General features: G+C 43.3%; 16 protein-coding genes, 6 tRNA genes and 1 pseudogene. 18 read left to right on the top strand and 5 right to left on the bottom strand.

All coding sequences use genetic code 11. The features are described 5' to 3' along the window. Window positions 1-466: pseudogene (locus tag HMPREF1152_RS09695) on the top strand (IS256 family transposase); the annotation flags it as partial. Window positions 467-582: 116 nt separating this feature from the next. Here HMPREF1152_RS09695 and HMPREF1152_RS02450 read toward each other — a convergent pair. From HMPREF1152_RS02450 to lgt, 3 genes are all read right to left on the bottom strand, one after another. After that, window positions 583-1,734, bottom strand: a complete 1,152-nt coding sequence (locus tag HMPREF1152_RS02450) for a ribonuclease H-like domain-containing protein (protein ID WP_009643561.1) — start codon at window positions 1,732-1,734, stop codon at window positions 583-585. Window positions 1,735-2,150: 416 nt separating this feature from the next. Then, window positions 2,151-3,242, bottom strand: coding sequence for a redox-regulated ATPase YchF (gene ychF, locus HMPREF1152_RS02445; protein WP_009643563.1), 1,092 nt, complete (start codon window positions 3,240-3,242; stop codon window positions 2,151-2,153). A 30-nt stretch (window positions 3,243-3,272) separates the two neighbouring features. Further along, the gene (gene lgt, locus HMPREF1152_RS02440) at window positions 3,273-4,034 is read right to left on the bottom strand and encodes a prolipoprotein diacylglyceryl transferase (RefSeq protein ID WP_009643564.1); all 762 of its coding nucleotides are present in this window, start codon (window positions 4,032-4,034) and stop codon (window positions 3,273-3,275) included. Window positions 4,035-4,183: 149 nt separating this feature from the next. On the opposite strand from lgt, the gene HMPREF1152_RS02435 reads away from it, so the two are divergent. The 8 genes from HMPREF1152_RS02435 to HMPREF1152_RS10025 all read left to right on the top strand — a co-directional run bounded on the left by HMPREF1152_RS02435 (window position 4,184) and on the right by HMPREF1152_RS10025 (window position 6,536). Next, a tRNA-Met gene (locus HMPREF1152_RS02435) sits at window positions 4,184-4,260 on the top strand. Window positions 4,261-4,263: 3 nt separating this feature from the next. Then, a tRNA-Val gene (locus HMPREF1152_RS02430) sits at window positions 4,264-4,339 on the top strand. Between the two features lie 6 nt (window positions 4,340-4,345). Further along, window positions 4,346-4,422, top strand: a tRNA-Asp gene (locus HMPREF1152_RS02425). A 22-nt stretch (window positions 4,423-4,444) separates the two neighbouring features. Further along, window positions 4,445-4,520 (top strand) — tRNA-His (locus HMPREF1152_RS02420). A gap of 25 nt (window positions 4,521-4,545) precedes the next feature. After that, window positions 4,546-4,620, top strand: a tRNA-Gln gene (locus HMPREF1152_RS02415). 7 nt (window positions 4,621-4,627) lie between these two features. Beyond that, window positions 4,628-4,701: transfer RNA gene (locus tag HMPREF1152_RS02410), tRNA-Cys, on the top strand. Window positions 4,702-4,879: 178 nt separating this feature from the next. Continuing rightward, on the top strand, window positions 4,880-6,253 hold the full coding sequence (locus HMPREF1152_RS02405) for a L,D-transpeptidase (RefSeq protein ID WP_009643562.1): 1,374 nt from the start codon (window positions 4,880-4,882) through the stop codon (window positions 6,251-6,253). A 127-nt stretch (window positions 6,254-6,380) separates the two neighbouring features. Then, on the top strand, window positions 6,381-6,536 hold the full coding sequence (locus HMPREF1152_RS10025) for a hypothetical protein (protein ID WP_009643556.1): 156 nt from the start codon (window positions 6,381-6,383) through the stop codon (window positions 6,534-6,536). On the opposite strand, the gene HMPREF1152_RS02400 is transcribed toward HMPREF1152_RS10025, so the two are convergent. Both HMPREF1152_RS02400 and purR read right to left on the bottom strand, forming a co-directional pair. Continuing rightward, complete coding sequence (locus HMPREF1152_RS02400; protein ID WP_036380110.1) at window positions 6,502-7,317, bottom strand: PHP-associated domain-containing protein; 816 nt, start codon at window positions 7,315-7,317, stop codon at window positions 6,502-6,504. The genes HMPREF1152_RS10025 and HMPREF1152_RS02400 overlap by 35 nt on opposite strands. Window positions 7,318-7,397: 80 nt before the next feature. Further along, complete coding sequence (purR, locus tag HMPREF1152_RS02395) at window positions 7,398-8,219, bottom strand: pur operon repressor (RefSeq protein WP_009643554.1); 822 nt, start codon at window positions 8,217-8,219, stop codon at window positions 7,398-7,400. Between the two features lie 138 nt (window positions 8,220-8,357). On the opposite strand from purR, the gene murC reads away from it, so the two are divergent. The 9 genes from murC (at window position 8,358) to HMPREF1152_RS02350 (ending at window position 19,033) form a co-directional block, all read left to right on the top strand. Continuing rightward, window positions 8,358-9,734: a UDP-N-acetylmuramate--L-alanine ligase gene (gene murC, locus HMPREF1152_RS02390; RefSeq protein WP_009643569.1), complete on the top strand. Its 1,377-nt coding sequence runs from the start codon at window positions 8,358-8,360 to the stop codon at window positions 9,732-9,734. Between the two features lie 12 nt (window positions 9,735-9,746). Continuing rightward, window positions 9,747-10,451, top strand: coding sequence for a DapH/DapD/GlmU-related protein (locus tag HMPREF1152_RS02385; RefSeq protein WP_009643568.1), 705 nt, complete (start codon window positions 9,747-9,749; stop codon window positions 10,449-10,451). A gap of 38 nt (window positions 10,452-10,489) precedes the next feature. Then, the gene (locus HMPREF1152_RS02380) at window positions 10,490-11,437 is read left to right on the top strand and encodes a ribose-phosphate diphosphokinase (RefSeq protein WP_009643567.1); all 948 of its coding nucleotides are present in this window, start codon (window positions 10,490-10,492) and stop codon (window positions 11,435-11,437) included. A gap of 79 nt (window positions 11,438-11,516) precedes the next feature. Beyond that, window positions 11,517-12,086 carry an aminoacyl-tRNA hydrolase gene (gene pth, locus HMPREF1152_RS02375; RefSeq protein ID WP_009643557.1) on the top strand — a complete coding sequence of 190 codons (570 nt, stop codon included), beginning with the start codon at window positions 11,517-11,519 and terminating at the stop codon, window positions 12,084-12,086. A gap of 3 nt (window positions 12,087-12,089) precedes the next feature. Further along, a complete protein-coding gene (mfd, locus tag HMPREF1152_RS02370) occupies window positions 12,090-15,458 on the top strand; it encodes a transcription-repair coupling factor (RefSeq protein ID WP_009643566.1) in 3,369 nt (1,122 codons plus the stop codon). Between the two features lie 131 nt (window positions 15,459-15,589). Further along, window positions 15,590-17,224 (top strand): putative polysaccharide biosynthesis protein, encoded by a 1,635-nt coding sequence (locus tag HMPREF1152_RS02365; RefSeq protein WP_009643560.1) that lies wholly within the window; start codon window positions 15,590-15,592, stop codon window positions 17,222-17,224. A gap of 132 nt (window positions 17,225-17,356) precedes the next feature. Next, window positions 17,357-17,635 carry an HU family DNA-binding protein gene (locus HMPREF1152_RS02360; protein ID WP_009643555.1) on the top strand — a complete coding sequence of 93 codons (279 nt, stop codon included), beginning with the start codon at window positions 17,357-17,359 and terminating at the stop codon, window positions 17,633-17,635. Between the two features lie 289 nt (window positions 17,636-17,924). Next, the gene (locus HMPREF1152_RS02355) at window positions 17,925-18,164 is read left to right on the top strand and encodes an RNA-binding S4 domain-containing protein (RefSeq protein ID WP_009643559.1); all 240 of its coding nucleotides are present in this window, start codon (window positions 17,925-17,927) and stop codon (window positions 18,162-18,164) included. A gap of 452 nt (window positions 18,165-18,616) precedes the next feature. Next, the gene (locus tag HMPREF1152_RS02350; protein WP_009643558.1) at window positions 18,617-19,033 is read left to right on the top strand and encodes a LytTR family transcriptional regulator DNA-binding domain-containing protein; all 417 of its coding nucleotides are present in this window, start codon (window positions 18,617-18,619) and stop codon (window positions 19,031-19,033) included. Window positions 19,034-19,339: the final 306 nt, after the last annotated feature.

Below are 19,339 nucleotides of genomic sequence, written 5' to 3'. Positions count from 1 at the left end.
CAACAAATTCCTGAGCCAGATGTCCCGTGACGAAAATGGAAACTGGAGATACACACATAAAAGGTTGTTAAAGGCACAGCGCTCCATTGTAAGGCTGATAAAAGAAAACAGCATGTTCATATATCTGGATGAGCAGTTAAGTCAGGAAATAGATGAATTGCCGTCAACGAATAATCGGATCGAAGGAGGCGTCAATTCGAGGATAAGAGCATTGCTCCGGGACCATAGAGGGTTATCTGTCGAAAGAAGAATAAAAGCGGTCTTCTGGTGGTGTTATATGCACTCACCGGAGCCGCTTTCTGTGTCTGAAATATTGAGAGTGATGCCCACAGACAAGAGCATTTCAGATATATACGAAAGAATTTCGGATAGCGAAAAACGCACCTCAACTATCCCTATGTGGGGTGATGCTATCGTCTGGAGTGAACTCCATAGAGAGGACAATTATCCTTCTTACTGGGATTAGCAAAACACGTTTTTTGTCCTATAAGCCTCTTTTGTGTAAAGCAGAAATCAATAAATTCAAAGGTGAATCTTCATATATAATCGACGTAATTTAAAGAATCAGACAGATGCTAAGCTCTATCTGACTCTTTTATATATTTGAGTGCTTATCAGTATTGAGAGTAGATTTATTTCTCTGTTAAGCTCCTGACCGTTATCTACCAGCAGTAAATAATCATTGATTAAGTTATCTGATAGCCTGAGCAGCCCGGCATACTTGTGCTGAGCATTATCACCTGAAGCTTCGGCGGTAGCCAGTATATTTTTAATATCTATAAACTGAGATTTTTCATGACTTTCCAGCGGAATTTTGATTTGGTATGAGCTGTTATCTTTGATGAATTCAGCACTTATTGAATCGGCTGTATCTGGGAATATATTGGCATTGATTGCGTATTCAGCGCTATCTGACAACTTGTGGGGCGCTCGCAGCTGCCTGCCCGTCACGGTCAGGCAGCCGGCGGCGAGCCTCGGACGCGCTGTCAACTCGCCGTCGGCAGACGGGAGCCCGGCTCCCGTCTGCGCGAGCGCCCAATCCAAATTCTGACAGTCCCGATCTTTCAAAACGTCGGCTAAGCTATCCTGACAATCCCGATTGCCTAAAACGCCGGCAAAATTATCCTGACCAACTATATTAACCAGATGATTGAGTTGAAGCACATCCTCGCGGTTGTGCGTTAGAATAATTTTTTCAATTACAGAATCCTGATTAACAGCATATTCAGAAAAAAGCTTAACGCTCTCCCTCCCGGAAATGACGTCTTTTCTGTTAGTTCCGATACCAAAATAAGCCTCTACATTTTTTTGGCTGATAGATCCAATTTCGGACTTCAAATTGGTGTTAGAGCGAATAAAATTGTATAGGTCATATTCGTACATATTCAATATATAAGGGAGGTGGAGCAGCTCAAGCCGTTGTTTCACAAATGGAATATCGAAGGCTGCTCCGTTATATGTAATCAAATAATCTACACCTTCTTCGCATAAAAATTCCATTGTAGACATGAGGACTCTGTCCTCCTCGTATGGCGTCTCGGCTAGAAACTGCGTAATCTTGGAGCCCTTGCCATCTGCAGTCATGCAGGCGGTCAGAATTATCTTATTGCCACGTTGAGCCGATAAGCCGGTCGTTTCTATGTCAAAGATGCATGGCTTGAGATCTCCGTGGTACATGTCAAATATTTCCCCGTGATAGAGAGGGGAAGTGTATGTTCTCGTAAATTTTTTCATAATGGTGCTGTCCCTAGCAGCTGATACATAGAGTCAAAATTGTTCAAATAGGCAAACCGGGTATAGTTATCATATCTACGGCCACAGTAATAATGACTCATATACATCAGCATATGATTATTATATGAGTTTTGCTTCTTTAACTATTATAGAATATCACGGAAAAGAAAAACAGACTACAGGGGAGTAGTCTGTTTCGTAAAAAGGGTATTGGGACTAGAGATTAAGAGATTGCCAAGGAGACAATCTCTACCATTGATTATAGTCGTTCTTTGTACGTTTTGCAATACTTATTCTGATAATAATTATACTAGTAACATCAATTATATTTAAGCAATGTATAAATACTGATAAATAAAATCTATTTTATATCATCATAGTCGAGCGAAAACCTTACAAATTAGCAGGTTGTAGCTCTATACATTGAACAGAAAGTGTATTACATCTCCATCCTGCACTACGTAATCCTTGCCTTCGGATCTGATCAGACCCTGCTCACGTGCCTTTGCGAGGCTACCGCCGCACTCTATTAGTTTGTTGTAGGCAATAGTTTCAGCTCTGATAAATCCTTTCTCAAAATCGGTGTGGATTTTTCCTGCTGCCTGTGGAGCCTTCGTTCCCTTGGTAATCGTCCAAGCTCTAACTTCCGGTTCGCCTGCAGTGAGATATGATATGAGATTCAACAGCGAGTAGCTGGCCTTTATCAGCTGATCCAGACCTGATTCCGAGATTCCCAGATCTTCGAGAAACATCTCACGCTCTTCAGCGTCAAGCTCTGCCATCTCTGCTTCAATTTCAGCACAGATTTTTACGCAGCCGGCGCCTTCACTAGCTGCAAACTCCGAAACCTTTTGCACGTGCTTATTATCATCGCTGGAAACATCGTCCTCAGATACGTTGGCAACGTAGATGACCGGCTTAAAAGTGAGCAAGTCCATACCGGAGATAATTTCACCTTCCTCTTTATTGAGCTCCATAGCCCGTGCAGATTTTCCCGTTTCCAGCCACGCCTTAACTCTTTCAAGCAGGTCAAGTTGCTTTGCAAGACTCTTGTCCGCCTTCATGCTTTTGGTTAACTTGGCAATAGCTCTTTCGAGCACTTCAAGGTCCGCAAAAATCAGTTCTGTATTGATTGTTTCGATATCATCAAGCGGATCAACGTGACCATTAACATGGACGATGTTGTCATTTGCGAAGCACCTTACCACATGTACGATGGCGGAAACCTCACGGATATGACCGAGGAACTTATTTCCCAGCCCTTCACCCTTGGAAGCACCCTTTACCAGCCCGGCTATATCGCAAAACTCTATCGTCGTGTAAATAGTCTTCCTGGCCTTGTAGATGTCCGTCAACACCTCGAGCCTTTTGTCAGGAACCGTTACAACTCCGACGTTGGGTTCAATAGTGCAGAAAGGGTAGTTGGCAGCTTCTGCACCAGCCTTTGTAATTGCGTTAAAAAGTGTACTCTTGCCCACGTTAGGTAGGCCGACTATGCCTAATTTCATTTCTTTACCTCTTAATAATCGATAATCCGTTTATCTGTTATTCAGTTTATTTCGCCTTCTAAGATATATATATAGTAAGAGCGAAACAACAAAGATGACAATGCTTATAACCTGTGCCTGCCTTAGAATTCCAATCATAAGGCTGTCTGTCCTAAGTCCCTCGACAAAGAAGCGTTCCGGCGCATAGAGGAGACCGTACATGCAGGCAATCTGACCGGGAAATGCGCGGTTACTATACATAAATGAGAGAACTGCGAAAATCACCAGACACCATATTGATTCGTAGAGAAACGTTGGATGAACACGCTGCCCGTCGACAATTATCGCCCATGGTACATTTGTCTCAATGCCATGAGCTTCTCCGTTAAAGAAATTTCCCCATCGTCCAATTGCCTGTGCGAGTGCGACGGTGGGTAGCACTAAATCTGCCATTTCTACGAAGCTGATTTTCTTATATCTACACATTATGTATGCGGTAACTAATCCGAATATCAGACCTCCGTGTATGGCTAACCCTCCACCACGTATATTGATAATTTCGGCAGGGTAGAGCTTGTAGTAATCCCAACTGAAAGCCACATAGTATAATCTAGCTCCGATAATCCCGATAGGAATCATGCCAAGAGAAAGGTCGAGGACGTCCTCTGATGCTATGCCGTGCTTAGGTGCTCTCCTATAACTGATAAAAAGAGCGAGCATCGCTCCAAGAGCTATGAGTATTCCGTACCAGCGTATCTCGAATCCGGCTATTGTTAATGCGATTGGATTTGGCGACGTCACAGGAACCTCCATATTCTTAATAACTCCTGAGAAATTTACTACGATAGTATAACATAAATAGGCTCCTTTAACGAGATTATCGCAGAAAAATAACCTTGTACTATTGACAAGGATAATGTCGTTTGTTAATATAATTTGGCGACACAATAGTGAGCACCTGTGGCGGCGTAGCTTAGCTGGCTAGAGCGTCCGGTTCATACCCGGAAGGTCGATGGTTCGAGTCCATCCGCCGCTACCACATGGACGCTTAGCTCAGCTGGGAGAGCATCTGCCTTACAAGCAGAGGGTCATAGGTTCGAGCCCTATAGCGTCCACCATGTTTTGGCCGGGTAGTTCAGTTGGTTAGAATGCCAGCCTGTCACGCTGGAGGTCGACGGTTCGAGCCCGTTCCCGGTCGCCATTTTAGATTAATCGATGATATGGTGGGTATCGTCAAGCGGTTAAGACCCAGGGTTGTGGCTCCTGTATGCGTGGGTTCGAATCCCACTACCCACCCCATTAATCTTTAAGAACAGTTACATATTGGGGTATCGCCAAGCGGTAAGGCAACGGACTCTGACTCCGTCATTCACAGGTTCGAATCCTGTTACCCCAGCCAGTTTAATGGCGACATAGCCAAGTGGTAAGGCAGAGGTCTGCAAAACCTTCATCCCCAGTTCGAATCTGGGTGTCGCCTCCATAGGATGATAAACAGTTGGATCCTGATGGATTCAGCTGTTTTCGTTATGGTGCATTTATGCCGATTTTCAGCGAATTTTATGACTTTGACATAGGAGACTCATTGTGATTTAATTATAAGGATAGATTTCACAAAATGAATTGATATCACTATAAAATAAAAGTAAGGAAAACAGAACTTGAGAAGCAATAACGTAGTACAGGAGCTCGCAGATAAAAAAACAGGAGTTAGCAAGCGAGTTAAGATAATAATTGCAATAGCTGCAATAATAGTTATTGGTACATGTGCATTCGGTGGTTACAGGTACAGCAACGCTTCGACGTTTGCAAAAGGTGTGAGGATTGATGGGGTTGATGTCTCCGGATTGAATCTGGAAGATGCGATCGATAAGGTAACTGCGGAAAATAACTCCTTTACAATTGCTGAAGACGGGCATGAGACGAAGGAGGTTAAGACTTCCTTTACATATGACATCAAAGCCTCTATGCGTGTCAAGATGGGGTTGGCATCAATCGATCCAAGAGTTATTTTTTGTAAGAATGTTAACTATGATGTCACATTAAAGAAGAAATCAGGAATTGAAAAATCAGCGGATGCCATTGGTGCTGCTGTGCCTGATGCTCAGGGTGTAAAATATACTGAAGATGCGTACATCGATTACAACAGCATGACACTTGTACCCGAGGTTCAGGGAGACAGTGTCGATTTTAAAAAGATTGCTAAGGAAATTGCTGACAAAAAAGCCGCCGATTATAAATTTACCAAGTATAAGATGGATCGTAAGAAGCTCATTTCGGAGCCAAAGGTTACTGCTGATTCGCTCAAGGATGAGTTCGAATTTGCTAAACAGTATCTTTCAAAGCCAATCTACTTGAATAACATTACAGGAACGCCATATGAAATTGAGCCAAATGCGCTGGCAAAGGTCATTCTGTACTCCAAGACGGGGCCGAAGTATAGTCAGACCGGGGCTCAGGAGATAGCCAAGGAAATCGCCGACAAATACGCCGGCAGTTCGCTGAAAGTCAAGACTCTGGCCGGTTACAAGATTTTGGGCAACCATGCACTCAAGATTAATGTCAATGTAGATAAGACTGCGGAATCAATTTTGAATGCTGCTAAAAGCGGAGAGGCGGGGTCTATAGTTACTGATCAAGGTGCTGCTTCCGCTGGAGGCTCTCATATCGAGATAAATCTATCCGGTCAGTCGGTTAGATATGTCAAGAACGGAAATGTAGTATTTACGTCTTCTATGGTTTCCGGCGGACCTGGTCACAGAACCAGAACAGGTATCTTTAAGATTAATGCCAAGCAGCGCAATGCAACTTTAAAGGGTCGTAACGACGATGGAACTGATTACGAGTCACCGGTAAGCTACTGGATGCCATTTGATGGAGGAAATGGACTTCACGATGCTCCTTGGAGAGGTGCCTTTGGAGGCGGTATATATCTATCAGGAGGCTCGCATGGCTGCGTAAATATGCCACCGGCAATGGCAGCACAGCTGTACAACATGATTCCGGTGGGAACAATTGTCTACGTATATAGTTAGTATGGAAAGTTAAGGGTCAAGGCTTCCAGAGAGATACAACTGTAGATAACTACAAAGGCAGTACAGATGAAGAAAAGCTGATAAGCTACCTGAAGAACACAGAGACAGTTGGACGGCAGATGAATCTGTGAGGTTGCATTTAAAATCATATAATAATGGTGAGCAGTACCCGGATGGACACAGCTATGCAAACGGGGGAGTAAACCTCAAAGTCGTTACAAACGGCAAATTCCATTCTGAATTCATCATTAGCGGAGTCGGCAAACTTCCAACGCTTTTTTAACACGATGAATTCTAAGCGGAGAGTACAGTAACCCTAGGCTGAAGTTATACGCAAGGAACCCGTACACTGAATAGAAGGCATGGGCGTGCTTTGACTTCAAAGTCTCGCCTCTGATGACGCCGCCACAGCTGATTGAGTTGCTGCCCTCGTGCTCAGAAGCCTTTACCGCCGCGATTAAATCATCGCAACAGGTTATATCATTTGAAAAAAGCGTATAACCGAGTCCCACGTATTTGTAGTCGTGAGAATCGGAGCCGCCAAACATCGGCTTGTTGAAATCCTTGGCTAAGAGACGCGATAAATCATTGGCGGTTTCAGTCTCACAGGCGTTAAAGCCTTCGATAAAATCAAACTCTTTTACGAGATTTCTATTGCGCTTCAAAGCCTTGAACAGCATAGCACTGGAACTCCTCGTTCCAAAAGGATGAGCCGGACCGATTATTCCGCCCAGCTGGTGTACGAGATTAACGAGCCTTTCGACCTTCATCCCTCTCATAGTTAGAGCCTGTAGATGAACGCCGTCAGGCATAATCACCAAAAAATGCCCCGCATCTCTAGTATCGTATTCAATTCCGCGAATAACCCTGAAAGTGCTGTCAGGATTTTGAGACTTCCATCTGTTGTACCCGCGGTATGAGTCGTGATCCGTAACGAGCATACCGTCATAACCTTTGTCGGACAGCATCTCAACGTATTCGGATATTCTCACTTTCGCATCTATCGAGCCATAACGAGTATGGCAGTGCATATCAAATTTAAGCAATACTCTCTCCTCATTCATAAATTGCCATGATTATATAATTCTATTATGTTGAATAGATGTAGAATTGGCATCACTGGCAAGTTTATTGTTTTGCATATCTACTTATTATCTGCGTTCTTTGCCCTGTCAAATGAAGCGACTATGACCTTTGATTCTTCATCAATTGAGTCCAGATAGATGACAGGAAGGTAAGATAAAATCTTCTTTTTCGAAGGCTCTCTAGATGCAATTGCAACACCTGCGCCAACAACTTCGATGTCAAATTCAGATAAAATTTCAGTAACACCCTTCAGGCTTCCTCCGCCACGCATAAAATCATCTATTATGATAGCGCGTTTATTGGGTGCGACAGCTCGCTTTGCAATCGACATCTTCTGTATACGATCGTATGAACCTGAGAAGTAGTTGATGCTTACAGTTGAACCTTCCGAGTATTTTGCTTCACGTCTTACCACGACGAGAGGGAGATTCATCATAAAAGCGACGTCTGCAGCAAGCGAAATTCCCTTGGTCTCGACGGTAACGATGTAGTCCGCCTTTAGGTTAGCAAACTCGCCTGCAAAATACGCTCCCATGCTTCTGGTGAGCTGACTGTCAAACATCAGATCAGAAGTGTATAGAAAATTTCCGCCAAGAATCCGGCTTGGGTCTGATAGCTTGCTTGCGAGAGTTCGCTGCAGATTATCGAGCTTGTTGCTCGACAGCGAAGGGATGTATCTAAAACCGCCGTTTGCACCCTGAATTGTTTCCAATTTACCGATACCTTCTTCGGCAATTACCTCTCCGGCAATTGCTATATCCTCGCTTAGACTCGATTTTGCTATATCGAACTTAGTGCAGAAATCCTTATATGAATACTGCTTGCTCGGGTGAGAAAGCAGCTCTGTTATCAGACTTCCGACGCGCTTGTTCTTCTTCATGCTCATTTCCTCCAACAGTTTTATTTTACCGAGTTGAGGACAAAAGTCAATTAATGTTCAAATGTCTATTATTCGTTGAATTCATAGGGGATATGCCGTATAATTATCGAGGTATAAATTTACTTGGAGGTAAATAAAGTGGCTGACATTTCAAAGTTCAAGAGAATCCATTGTCTGGGGATCGGCGGTGTAGGCCTCTCGGCTGTCGCTGAGATTCTGCAGGATAACGGTCATGTGGTTAGCGGTACTGATATTAACAAATCTGAAATTACTAATCACCTTAGGGACAATGGAATTAAGATATATTATGAACATAAGGCAGAGAATGTCGATTGTGTAGATGCTGTCGTGTATTCCAATGCAGTTCCTGAAACTAACCCGGAAATCGTTAGGGCCAAGGAACGCAGAATCCCAATTTTCTCTCGTGCTGAGGTGCTCGGCATGATTATGAATAATTACAAGCATAGTGTTGCTGTCTGTGGCACACACGGCAAGACGACGGTTACTTCTATGACATCTCTTATTTTGCGCAATGCCAAGTATAATCCAACGATCCTAGTGGGTGGAAATGTTGAGGAAATCAAAGGCAATGTTGAGATAGGCGATAATGACTATTTTGTTACAGAGGCTTGTGAGTACATGGATAGTTTCCTGCATTTGACGCCTACGATTGGCGTTTTGCTTAACATAGATTCTGATCACCTTGATTATTTCAAGGATATAGAACACATTGTCAAATCTTTCAAGGAATTTGTCATGAATATTCCTAAGAAGGGCATAGTCATTGCCTTTGGTGAGAATCCTTTTGTAAAGGAAGCTCTCAAGGGTTTAACTAACGTCATTACATACGGATATACATCCAGCAACGATTTTTACGCAGAGAATATTTCTTTTGATGATAACGGATTTCCGGAGTACGACATATGCCATGAAGGCAAGGTTCTTTGCCATCTGCATTTAGGTGTTCCGGGAGAGCACAACGTGCTAAATTCAATGGCAGCTTATGTTACATCAAGTTATCTCGGGGTAAACGACGAAGTTATTGCTTCGACACTCAAGGCGTTTAGAGGAACACACAGAAGATTCGATTTTACAGGTGTAACTAGGAACGGCGTCAGGATCGTCGATGACTATGCTCATCATCCTACGGAAATTAAGGCTACTCTAGCGGCTGCTAGTAATGTCAAGCACAACAAGCTCAGAGTTGTGTTTCAGCCACATACGTATACACGCACAAAGGCACTCTTTGATGACTTTATCGACTCGTTCGACCATGTTGATTCGCTGATTATAACCGATATCTATGCGGCCAGAGAGAAGGACGTGTATGGTGTATCTTCGTACCAGCTTGTCAACGCTATCAAAGCAAAGCATCCTGATAGGGAGGCTTACTACGTTCAGGATTTTGAAGATATAGTTAAGTATCTCAGTGCAAATGCCGAGGAAGGCGATATCGTTATGACGATGGGTGCCGGGGATGTCTACAAGGTAGGACAGATGATGCTTAAGGCGTAGCGGAGGATAACCATGACTATAGATGAATACAGAAATAACGAGAACAAGAGACTTGCAGCCAACAAGCGCAGAATGGAAGAGGATGGGGTGATATTCGTGGATATCTATTCTGCATACATAGATGAAGAGGCTGTGATAGAGAAGGGGGTAACGATAGCTCAGAATGTCACAATCAAAGGCAAATCCGTAATTAAAGCCGGAGCATACATCGGCCAATCCTCAGTGCTCCATGACGCGGAAGTAGGACGTGACACAACGGTGGAAGCGTCGTATGTTTATGAGAGTCAAATAGGTGAAAGGACGAGTATAGGACCTTTTGCATACATTAGACCGGGAAGTGTCATCGGTGATGAGTGTAAGGTCGGAGATTTTGTTGAGGTCAAGAATTCTACAATCGGTAATGGCAGTAAGTCTGCTCACCTCACATACATAGGCGATGCTGATATAGGAGAAAATGTAAATCTTGGATGCGGAGTTGTATTTGTAAATTACGATGGCACTCATAAGTATCGTTCAAAGATTGCAGACGATGCATTTATCGGGTGCAATTCCAACCTCGTTTCACCGGTTGAGGTCGGAGAAGGGGCATATGTTGCAGCAGCAACAACAGTTACGGAGAATGTTCCGGGAGATGCTTTAAGCATCGGAAGATCGAGAATGACCATTAAGGAAAATTGGGTACGTAACCGCAAGATTTTGAAAAAAGATAATAAATAATTAGCTACTATCACACGTTCACGTAGGGGAGGTAAACAATGAACAAGGTCTTTTCCGATCTAAAGCTATTTACATGCAATGCGCATCCTGAGCTAGCCAAGGAAATTGCTGAACTAATGGGGATTAAGAGTGGTAAATCGACTGTTAACAAGTTCAGCGATGGGGAAATTCAGGTAAGTATTTGGGAATCAGTAAGAGACTGCGATGTGTACATCGTTCAACCGACATGTGCGCCGGTTAATGACAATCTTATGGAACTTCTCATTATGATCGATGCGCTCAAGAGGGCATCTGCCGGCAGGATCAACGCAGTAATTCCTTACTATGGTTATGCCAGGCAGGATAGAAAGGCTAAGGCTAGAGATCCAATCACAGCTAAGCTGGTTGCGAACTTGATACAGGCAGCCGGTGCAGACAGGGTTATCTCGATGGATCTCCACGCTAACCAGATTCAGGGATATTTTGATATTCCTGTTGATCATCTGCTCGGTTTGCCAATCCTTACGAAGTATTTCAGGGAGAAAAAACTCGAAGATGTAGTTGTTGTTTCACCGGATCACGGAAGTGTTACGAGAGCAAGAAATATGGCCGAAAGACTGGATGCACCGATTGCAATCGTCGATAAGAGACGTCCGGAGCCTAACAAGAGTGAGATTATGAATATTATCGGAGATATTAACGGCAAGAATTGTATCCTACTCGATGATATGATTGATACAGCTGGAACAATTTGCAACGCTGCCAACGCTCTAATAGAGCTGGGAGCAAAGGGTGTTTATGCTTGCGCGACTCACGGAGTCCTTTCCGGACCTGCGGTTGATCGCCTGAAGAAGAGCCCGATTCAGGAATTGGTGCTTCTCAATACGCTTCCGATTCCTGATGAAAAGAAAATTGATAAGATGAAGTTCCTGTCGGTAGGACCAATCTTCTCAGAAGTAATCACTAGAGTTTATAAGGGCGGATCGGTTAGCACACTTTTCGACTAATTATCGACAATTAAATTGATCTACGGCAATGGCAACGGAGATATCTCCGTTGCCAATCTGCATATTGGAGTAAAAGAGTATGTATATTATTGCAGGATTAGGAAATCCGGGAGATAAATATGCGCGAACCAGACATAACATGGGGTTCAGGGTTATCGACAAACTGTCGGCGGATTTGTCGGTCGATGTTACGAGGGCTAAGTTCAAGTCCTTGATTGGAGAATGCCGCATAGGGTCAGAGAAAGTGCTGCTTGTTAAGCCGCAGACCTTCATGAATCTAAGTGGTGATGCACTCCGCGATGTAGCAAATTTCTACAAGGTTCCGGATGAAAATATCATCGTAATATACGATGATATTGATATTCCGCTCGGCGCTATCAGAATTCGCAAGTTCGGAGGGCCGGGAACGCACAACGGTATGAGATCAGTAGTAAGTCGGCTTGGGACGACCCAATTTCCCAGGATTCGCACAGGTGTTGGAGGCAACGAGGGGTCACTTGTGAATCATGTTATCGGAAAAGTATCCAAGGATGAGGAACAGGTGCTTGATGAAACTGCAACTAAGGCAGCAAAGGCAGCAAGGGATATAATCGAGGTTGGAATTGATAAGGCAATGAATCTCAACAATACATCCAAGAAAAAGGACTAGAAGATGAAGACCAATATCACCGGCATTAGCGGTAGCAGGATTGCATACTACGCAGCTAAGGAGATTGTAAAAAACAATAAAACTCTAATTATTGTTTCCAGAGCAAACGTTGCAGAACGACTCAGGGACGATATTTCTTTTTTTGTGCATGATAGAGCAATTTACGTGATGCCGGAAGAAGATGATTTACAGATCATCTATGAGGCAAAGGACAGCAATATGCTTGTGCAGCGTATACAGGCTGTTGATTCGCTTGTATCAGATGATAAGACAGTTGTAATCGCACCGGTTTCTGCTGCACTTAGACCGCTTCAGCCCGTGGAGAGGTTTATGGAGTCGGTTATTGAGTTGGAGATGGGTGTGCGAGTTGAGCCGGCCGAGTTAAGACAGAAGTTGGTTTCAATTGGATATTCTCCCGCACCGGTCGTTGAAGCGCCTGGGGAATTCAGCGCCAGGGGAGGTATCATAGATATATATTCTCCGAATAATTCTGATCCGGTAAGAATTGAATTCTTTGATGATGAAATTGATTCTCTCAGATTCTTTGACCCAAAGTCGCAGCTTTCTTTTGAAAATATTGACTTCGTTAGAGTCTGCCCTGCGGCAGAGTTTCTTCCGACCGCATATGAACGAAGACGTGCATTATCTCGAATTACTGACGAATATGATGAGCGACTTTCTAGGCTCAAGGCAGAGAGCGGTGAAGGCAAGCTATCGGATGGCAGGATCGATAGGATTGAGGAGCTCAAGGGACGCATTTCGGAGATGTTTGAGAACTGTACCAATGTACAGATCTTTGCAAATTATCTAAAGTATTTTGATGTGACTGACGAGCGAATCTGGGACTATGTTATAGACCCAGCCGATGCCAACATGATGATATATGATCCCAACAGAGTTGCAGCGGAAATTCCGGAGTATCAGGAACAGGGAGATATCAATAAGTTCTATGACAAAGATATAATTGCATTTACTCCGTTCCCCGAGCCAATCAAGGGTATCGATGTATTTGACAAGGTTGTGAATGTTCCGAGCAGACAGATAGCAAGCTTTAACGGTCAGATGGAGCTCTTTGGCAGAGAGATGCGCCGTCTATCAAAGGAAGGTGTAGAAGTTCATATTGTTTCCGCCGATAAAGAGAGACACGATAGGATCAGAGAATACCTTGAGGATGCAAGAATTTTTGGACATTTCAGATATGATTTAGGTCTTCTTGGATCGGGAATGATGCTGGATGATGAAAAGCTGTGCTATATCACTGATACGGATATTTTTCCTAATATCAGAAAGAGTTCTAAGAAGAGGCTTAGACACAGGAGCGGAAAACAGGATTTTCTTGACCTACACGCAGGGGATTACGTAGTGCACGAGGAGCACGGGATAGGTCGGTTTGAAGGAATTAAGACTCTTGAGGCCGATGGTGAAATAAAAGATTATCTCAAAATCCACTATTCTGGAACGGACGTGCTGTATATTCCGACAGAGCAGATGGACATAGTACAGCGTTACATCGGAAGCGAGGGAAAGGCACCAAAGCTATCTAGTCTGTCAGGTGGAGATTGGAGAAATACCAGGGCTCGAGCTCGCAAGGCAATTGAAGAGATTGCCGAAGATTTAGTCAAGCTCTATGCAGAGCGCGAGATGAAGGGGGGATATGCCTTCCAACATGATACTGTGTGGCAGCGTGAGTTTGAGGATAGCTTCTTATATCAGGAGACGGATGATCAGCTTCAAGCGATAGAGGAAATCAAAGCGGATATGGAGAAACCTCTTCCGATGGATCGACTGTTATGTGGAGATGTAGGATACGGCAAAACGGAGGTTGCTGCGAGAGCCATATTCAAATGCGTTGCAGAGGGCAAGCAGGCGGTATTTCTTGCGCCTACGACGCTACTCGCAAATCAGCATTACAACACGTTAAAGGAACGTTTTCAGGATTATCCGTTCAATATTGAGATGTTGTCGAGATTTGTAGATGAAACTCGGCAGAAACGTGTCCTTAATGATATAGCGAAAGGAAATGTTGATCTTGTCATCGGTACGCACAGGCTGCTGTCAGATGATGTAGCATACAAGGATTTAGGGCTTCTGGTAATCGATGAGGAACAGCGATTTGGAGTAAAGCATAAGGAGAAACTCAAGATGGCACGCCAGACTATAGATGTTCTGACCTTGTCTGCGACTCCGATTCCTAGGACCCTCAATATGTCGCTCACGGGCATCAAAAATATCAGCACGATTGAAGAACCGCCGGGCGATCGCTATCCTGTGCAGACCTTCGTTTCAGCACAGGATGATGAGCTTATAAGAGGAGCAATAGAACGTGAACTGGCTAGAGGCGGTCAGTTGTACGTTATTTATAATCGTGTAAATGGAATAAATGACATCGCAAAGCACATCAACAAATTAGTTCCGGAAGCTACTGTCGCTGTCGGTCACGGTCGCATGAATGAGAACACGCTTGAAAACGTTATGCTCGATTTTGTAGAGGGTGATGTGGACATTTTTGTGACGACTACAATTATTGAAAATGGCATAGATATTCCTAATGCCAATACTATAATTATTCTGAATTCTGACAAGCTCGGTCTATCGCAGTTATATCAACTGCGAGGCAGAGTAGGACGTTCAAATAGACTGGCGTATGCGTACTTGCTGTATAAACCTGAACGTGTACTCACCGAGGTTGCAACCAAGAGGTTGGCGGCAATTCGCGAGTTTACGGAGTTTGGAGCCGGATTCAAACTGGCCATGCGTGACCTCGAGCTGCGAGGTGCCGGTAACGTCTTAGGAGAGGCGCAACACGGCAACATAGCGGGGATTGGATATGAGTTATACGTCAAAGAAATAGATAAAGCCGTGCGAAGGCTCAAGGGTGAGAAGATTACGGAGAGCCGTGAGGAGATATCGATTGAGGTTGATATATCTGCAAGAATTCCGTCCGAATACATAAAGGATGAAACACTTAAGCTGCAGGCGTACAAGAAAATCGCACAGATTACATCGCATGAAGAGGCAGAGGAACTTATTGCAGAGCTCATCGACAGGTACGGAGATCTCCCTGATGTGACTATAGATCTCGTAAGAATTGCTGAGATAAAGTGCCTGGCAGCTGAACTTGGGGTCAAGAACATATCAGAGCGAGGGGGCAGATTCGTAGTCGAATTCAATGAGGATAACAATGCTGATGCGTTTACGCTTGTTGTCGCTAAGCAGAAGTTCGGAGAAGGACTGATAATCAGCAGCGGATCAAACCCATATCTAAGCCTTCAGAAGACTAAGGAAAAGCCTGCGGCCAGAATCCTTGATTTGATGACAGTAATGAAGGGTGCCAGATTACAAGGACTGGCTCATTCAGAAATGAGCAATTAGACATACTGGTACGCAATATATACGTCCGTTTGTATGAAATGTATACGTCCGCTTGATTGCAGACACCTACCTGTGGATTATGATATAATCAGTGTCAGTTTACAAAAGACTAGAGTAATTAGGAGATATAAATGAATAAAGTTCAATACTCTGAGCATGGAGCCAAATTCGTAAAGGGCGCAGCAATCCTGTCCATTACAGGAATAATCGCCAAAGTGTTTGGAGCCTTCTTTAGAATACCTCTCAATAACTGGATAGGTGCTGCTGGTATGTCGTACTACGGTGTCGCTTACCCGATATACTCGTTCTTTTTGATTATAGCCACAGCTGGGTTGCCGGTAGCTATATCTAAAATGGTTTCGGAGAGGGTCGCTATCGGTGATTACATAAATGCACATAGAGTGTACAAGGTGTCGCTGAGAATAATGTTTGCGATAGGGGTAGGTGGATTTATAATCTGCTTCTTCGGTTCAGATATGATTGCTGCCTACAGTAAGAACCCCGGCGGAGCAGCTTCGCTTAGAGCAATTGCGCCGGCACTCCTGACGGCTCCCTTGGTTGCTTCATTTAGAGGATACTCTCAAGGTCAGCAGCAGATGATGCCTACCGGTGCGTCGGAAGTAATCGAGCAGCTAACGCGTGTATTTGCAGGTCTCGGATTATCATATATGTTTCTTCGTTCGAGTGCAGACCTAACCAAAGCAGCTGCCGGTGCAACTTTCGGTGCGTCTGCAGGTTCTATTGCGGCTCTGATATTGCTGCTGGCAGTTTATATAGCCGGAACCAATAAGCGTAAGGAACATTACCAGAGATCCGTCAAGAGAGAAGAATCGACCGGATCTATATTTAACGAACTGCTCAAAATCGCAGTTCCAATCACTATCGGCTCTGCAATCCTACCGTTCATGATGATTGTGGATTTATGGCTGGTAATGAGGAGGCTTCAGGCTACTGGCTGGACGCATCATCAGTCCAAGCAGTTATATGGTCTCATCAGTGGCTTCTGCGATCCTCTAATTGGATTCCCTCAGGTGTTCACAATTGCGGTGGCGGTTAGCCTTGTTCCGGCAATCTCATCAGCATTCGTCAAAAAAGACGTTGTGGGTCTACACAAAAATATTCAGACAGGAATCAAGACCAGCATGATTATCAGTTTTCCATGCATGGTAGGGCTGATTGCGCTAGCCAGACCGATCCTGTTCCTTCTCTACCCGAGTCAGCCAGCGGATTCTGCGCTCGCAGTGCCTACGTTGCAGGTACTATCACTTGGGGTAGTATGCCTCTCAATACTACGTACGTTCTCAAGCGTACTGCAGGGCGTTGGCAAACCATCCATCCCTGTAATAAACCTTTCAATTGGCGTTGCTTGCAAATTTGTCATCACCTATATACTCGTAGGTATTCCGGCTTTCAATATAAACGGTGCGGCTGCAGGAAATGTTGCGGCTTACGGGATCACGGCAATTTTGAATTACCGTGCGATGTACAAACTCACGGGCACGAAGATTGATATAACGGGCACGTTCTTGAAGCCTGCACTAGCTTCTATCATAATGGGTTTGTGTGCACATGAAGTGTATGTGCTTGTGTTCGGTGCTATAGGTAAGAACTCGTTAGCTACACTCGTTGCTATGATGATTGCAGTCGTAGCATATATCGCAGCTGTATTTGCAACTAAATGTCTAGGTCCGGATGAAATACTCATGATGCCTAAAGGAGCGAAAATATTGAAGATAACCGACAAACTGCACTTGACCAATAAATAGAAAATAATTTCAAAGGAGAGAGATTCTACAAAAGATATATGAGAAATCATAGATAAAAATGCTGAATTCGTTGACATTCCAATGGTTCAACAGTATAATACCAATAGTTAAGTTACCATAAGGAGGAAAATTATGAATAAGGCTGAGTTAGTAAGCAAAGTTGCTGATAAGACTGGTTTTAAGAAGAAGGATGCCGAGGCAGCTTTGGATGCTGTTCTAGGAACAATTGAGGAGTCACTGGTTGCTGGAGATAGCGTAAGACTCATCGGCTTTGGTACATTTGAGACTAGATCTAGAAAGGCCAGAAAGGGAAGAAACCCTCAGAAGCCGGAGGCAGTTATTGACATCCCAGCTTCAAAGGCTCCTGTATTTAAGGCAGGAAAGTCGCTTAAGGATGCAGTAAACAAGTAATTGTATGATGCTTGGCGTGATGGGTACTTTGTACCCATCTTTTTCTGTTTTTGGAAATATTTCATCTATATATCGATTTTTTTGAACTAAAGGCGAGAGTTCAGCGTAAGACAAGCAAATACTCAATATAAAGTCGGCACAAGTCGTATTGAGCATCAACGCATGCTGCTATTTTTAAACATAGGTCACAGTTGGTTCTTGTCCAAATCACAATGATATAGCTGGGTCGATTTCGCATTTCAAATACTATTGAAATCTATGTTATATATAAAATGAAACGAGGTAAAACATGAGATTAGATAAATTCCTTAAAAACTCAAGAATCATAAAGAGGCGTACCGTTGCAAAAGAAGCCTGTGAACAGGGTAGAGTGGAGGTAAACGGAAGGATTGCAAAGCCTGGTGCAGAACTGGAAGAAGGAGACATAATCAAAATTACTTTTGGAACAAGCGAATTAGAAGTGAAGGTAGATAAACTTTTAGAGACCGTTAAGAAGGAAGATGCGGAATCTATGTATTCTGTTCTATAGTGTGCATATGAAATAAACTTGCTATAGCATAATGGGGTAGTATATCAATTTGAGGTGTATACGTCATATACTGCTACATGTAGTATTTATTACAAGGAAAGAATATCTGCATGACGAAAGAATATATATCCGAAAATACACTCTGTAAAGCACAAAAGGTAACTATACGTAAATAATCGTATTCGAAACTGCTGTCAAAATAGCACAAGGGCATATATTAGAAGGAAAATTTAGATTGAATTAGATTGAAACTATACACTTTCGGAAGCTTGATACATACAAGTTGTGGTTTAAAAGGTGTAATCCTTCTATATATCGAATGTGCGGTCGGATTAGGTCGGAAAAGGTCGAAAAAGGTCGGTTTACATTTCATACTTGTAAGGTTAATATAGAGCCACCAGATACCTCGGGTTATAAAAGTGTGAAGATTTATATAATAGAAGGAGCATATTATGTATACGGAAAAGACTGACACAATATCAATTATTACTGGAACAACCTGTGCACAGGTGGGAATTGACGATATCGAGTTTATCGATAGAGAGGGAAAATCATTGAGTATATATACATCATTATATGTGTACAAAACGTATGCGAAAATCGATGATATAGCTTATCCGCTAATCGGCAGAGCGTTCTACAGACCTTTGGTAGGGTTGATAATTAACTTTGATAAGGTTAAGAAAATTGACAAGTTTGAAATTGAATTTGAATCAGGCAGGAGGATTGCGATAGGTAGGAATAACCATTCAAAGGTGCGTAAAGCGTATAAGAAATACTTATTCAGGTATCCGCCATATACATCTATAGATTGGGAGAACAAACCTCATGCAACAATTAACTCACTCTGGGATGATGAATCTAAATAAAATCACAGGATTCTAGCCGGAGAAATGAACAGTGGTTTATAGAGTCTGCAAGTAATGTGTGTATTGAACTATAGAAGGAAAGAGCATCAGAATCGGTAATATGATAAAACCAAAATGAATGTAGTAATAGTATTTAAACAGTTATTGTAAAGAAGTTGGATAAAAGTAAGCTTGAAGCTAACCGGGGTTGACAGGTACTAATGCAGACTCTATAATAACAGCACTCGCTATCAAGCAGTAGCGAGGGAGCAGACCTCTTAGCGGAGATCGCACAAGCCTTTTTCAAAAAAGAAGTGAAAAGTGCTT

This window comes from Mogibacterium sp. CM50 (genome assembly GCF_000293155.1).
Taxonomy (GTDB): Bacteria; Bacillota; Clostridia; order Peptostreptococcales; family Anaerovoracaceae; genus Mogibacterium; species Mogibacterium timidum.
This window is presented reverse-complemented; position numbering and strand designations above follow the sequence as displayed.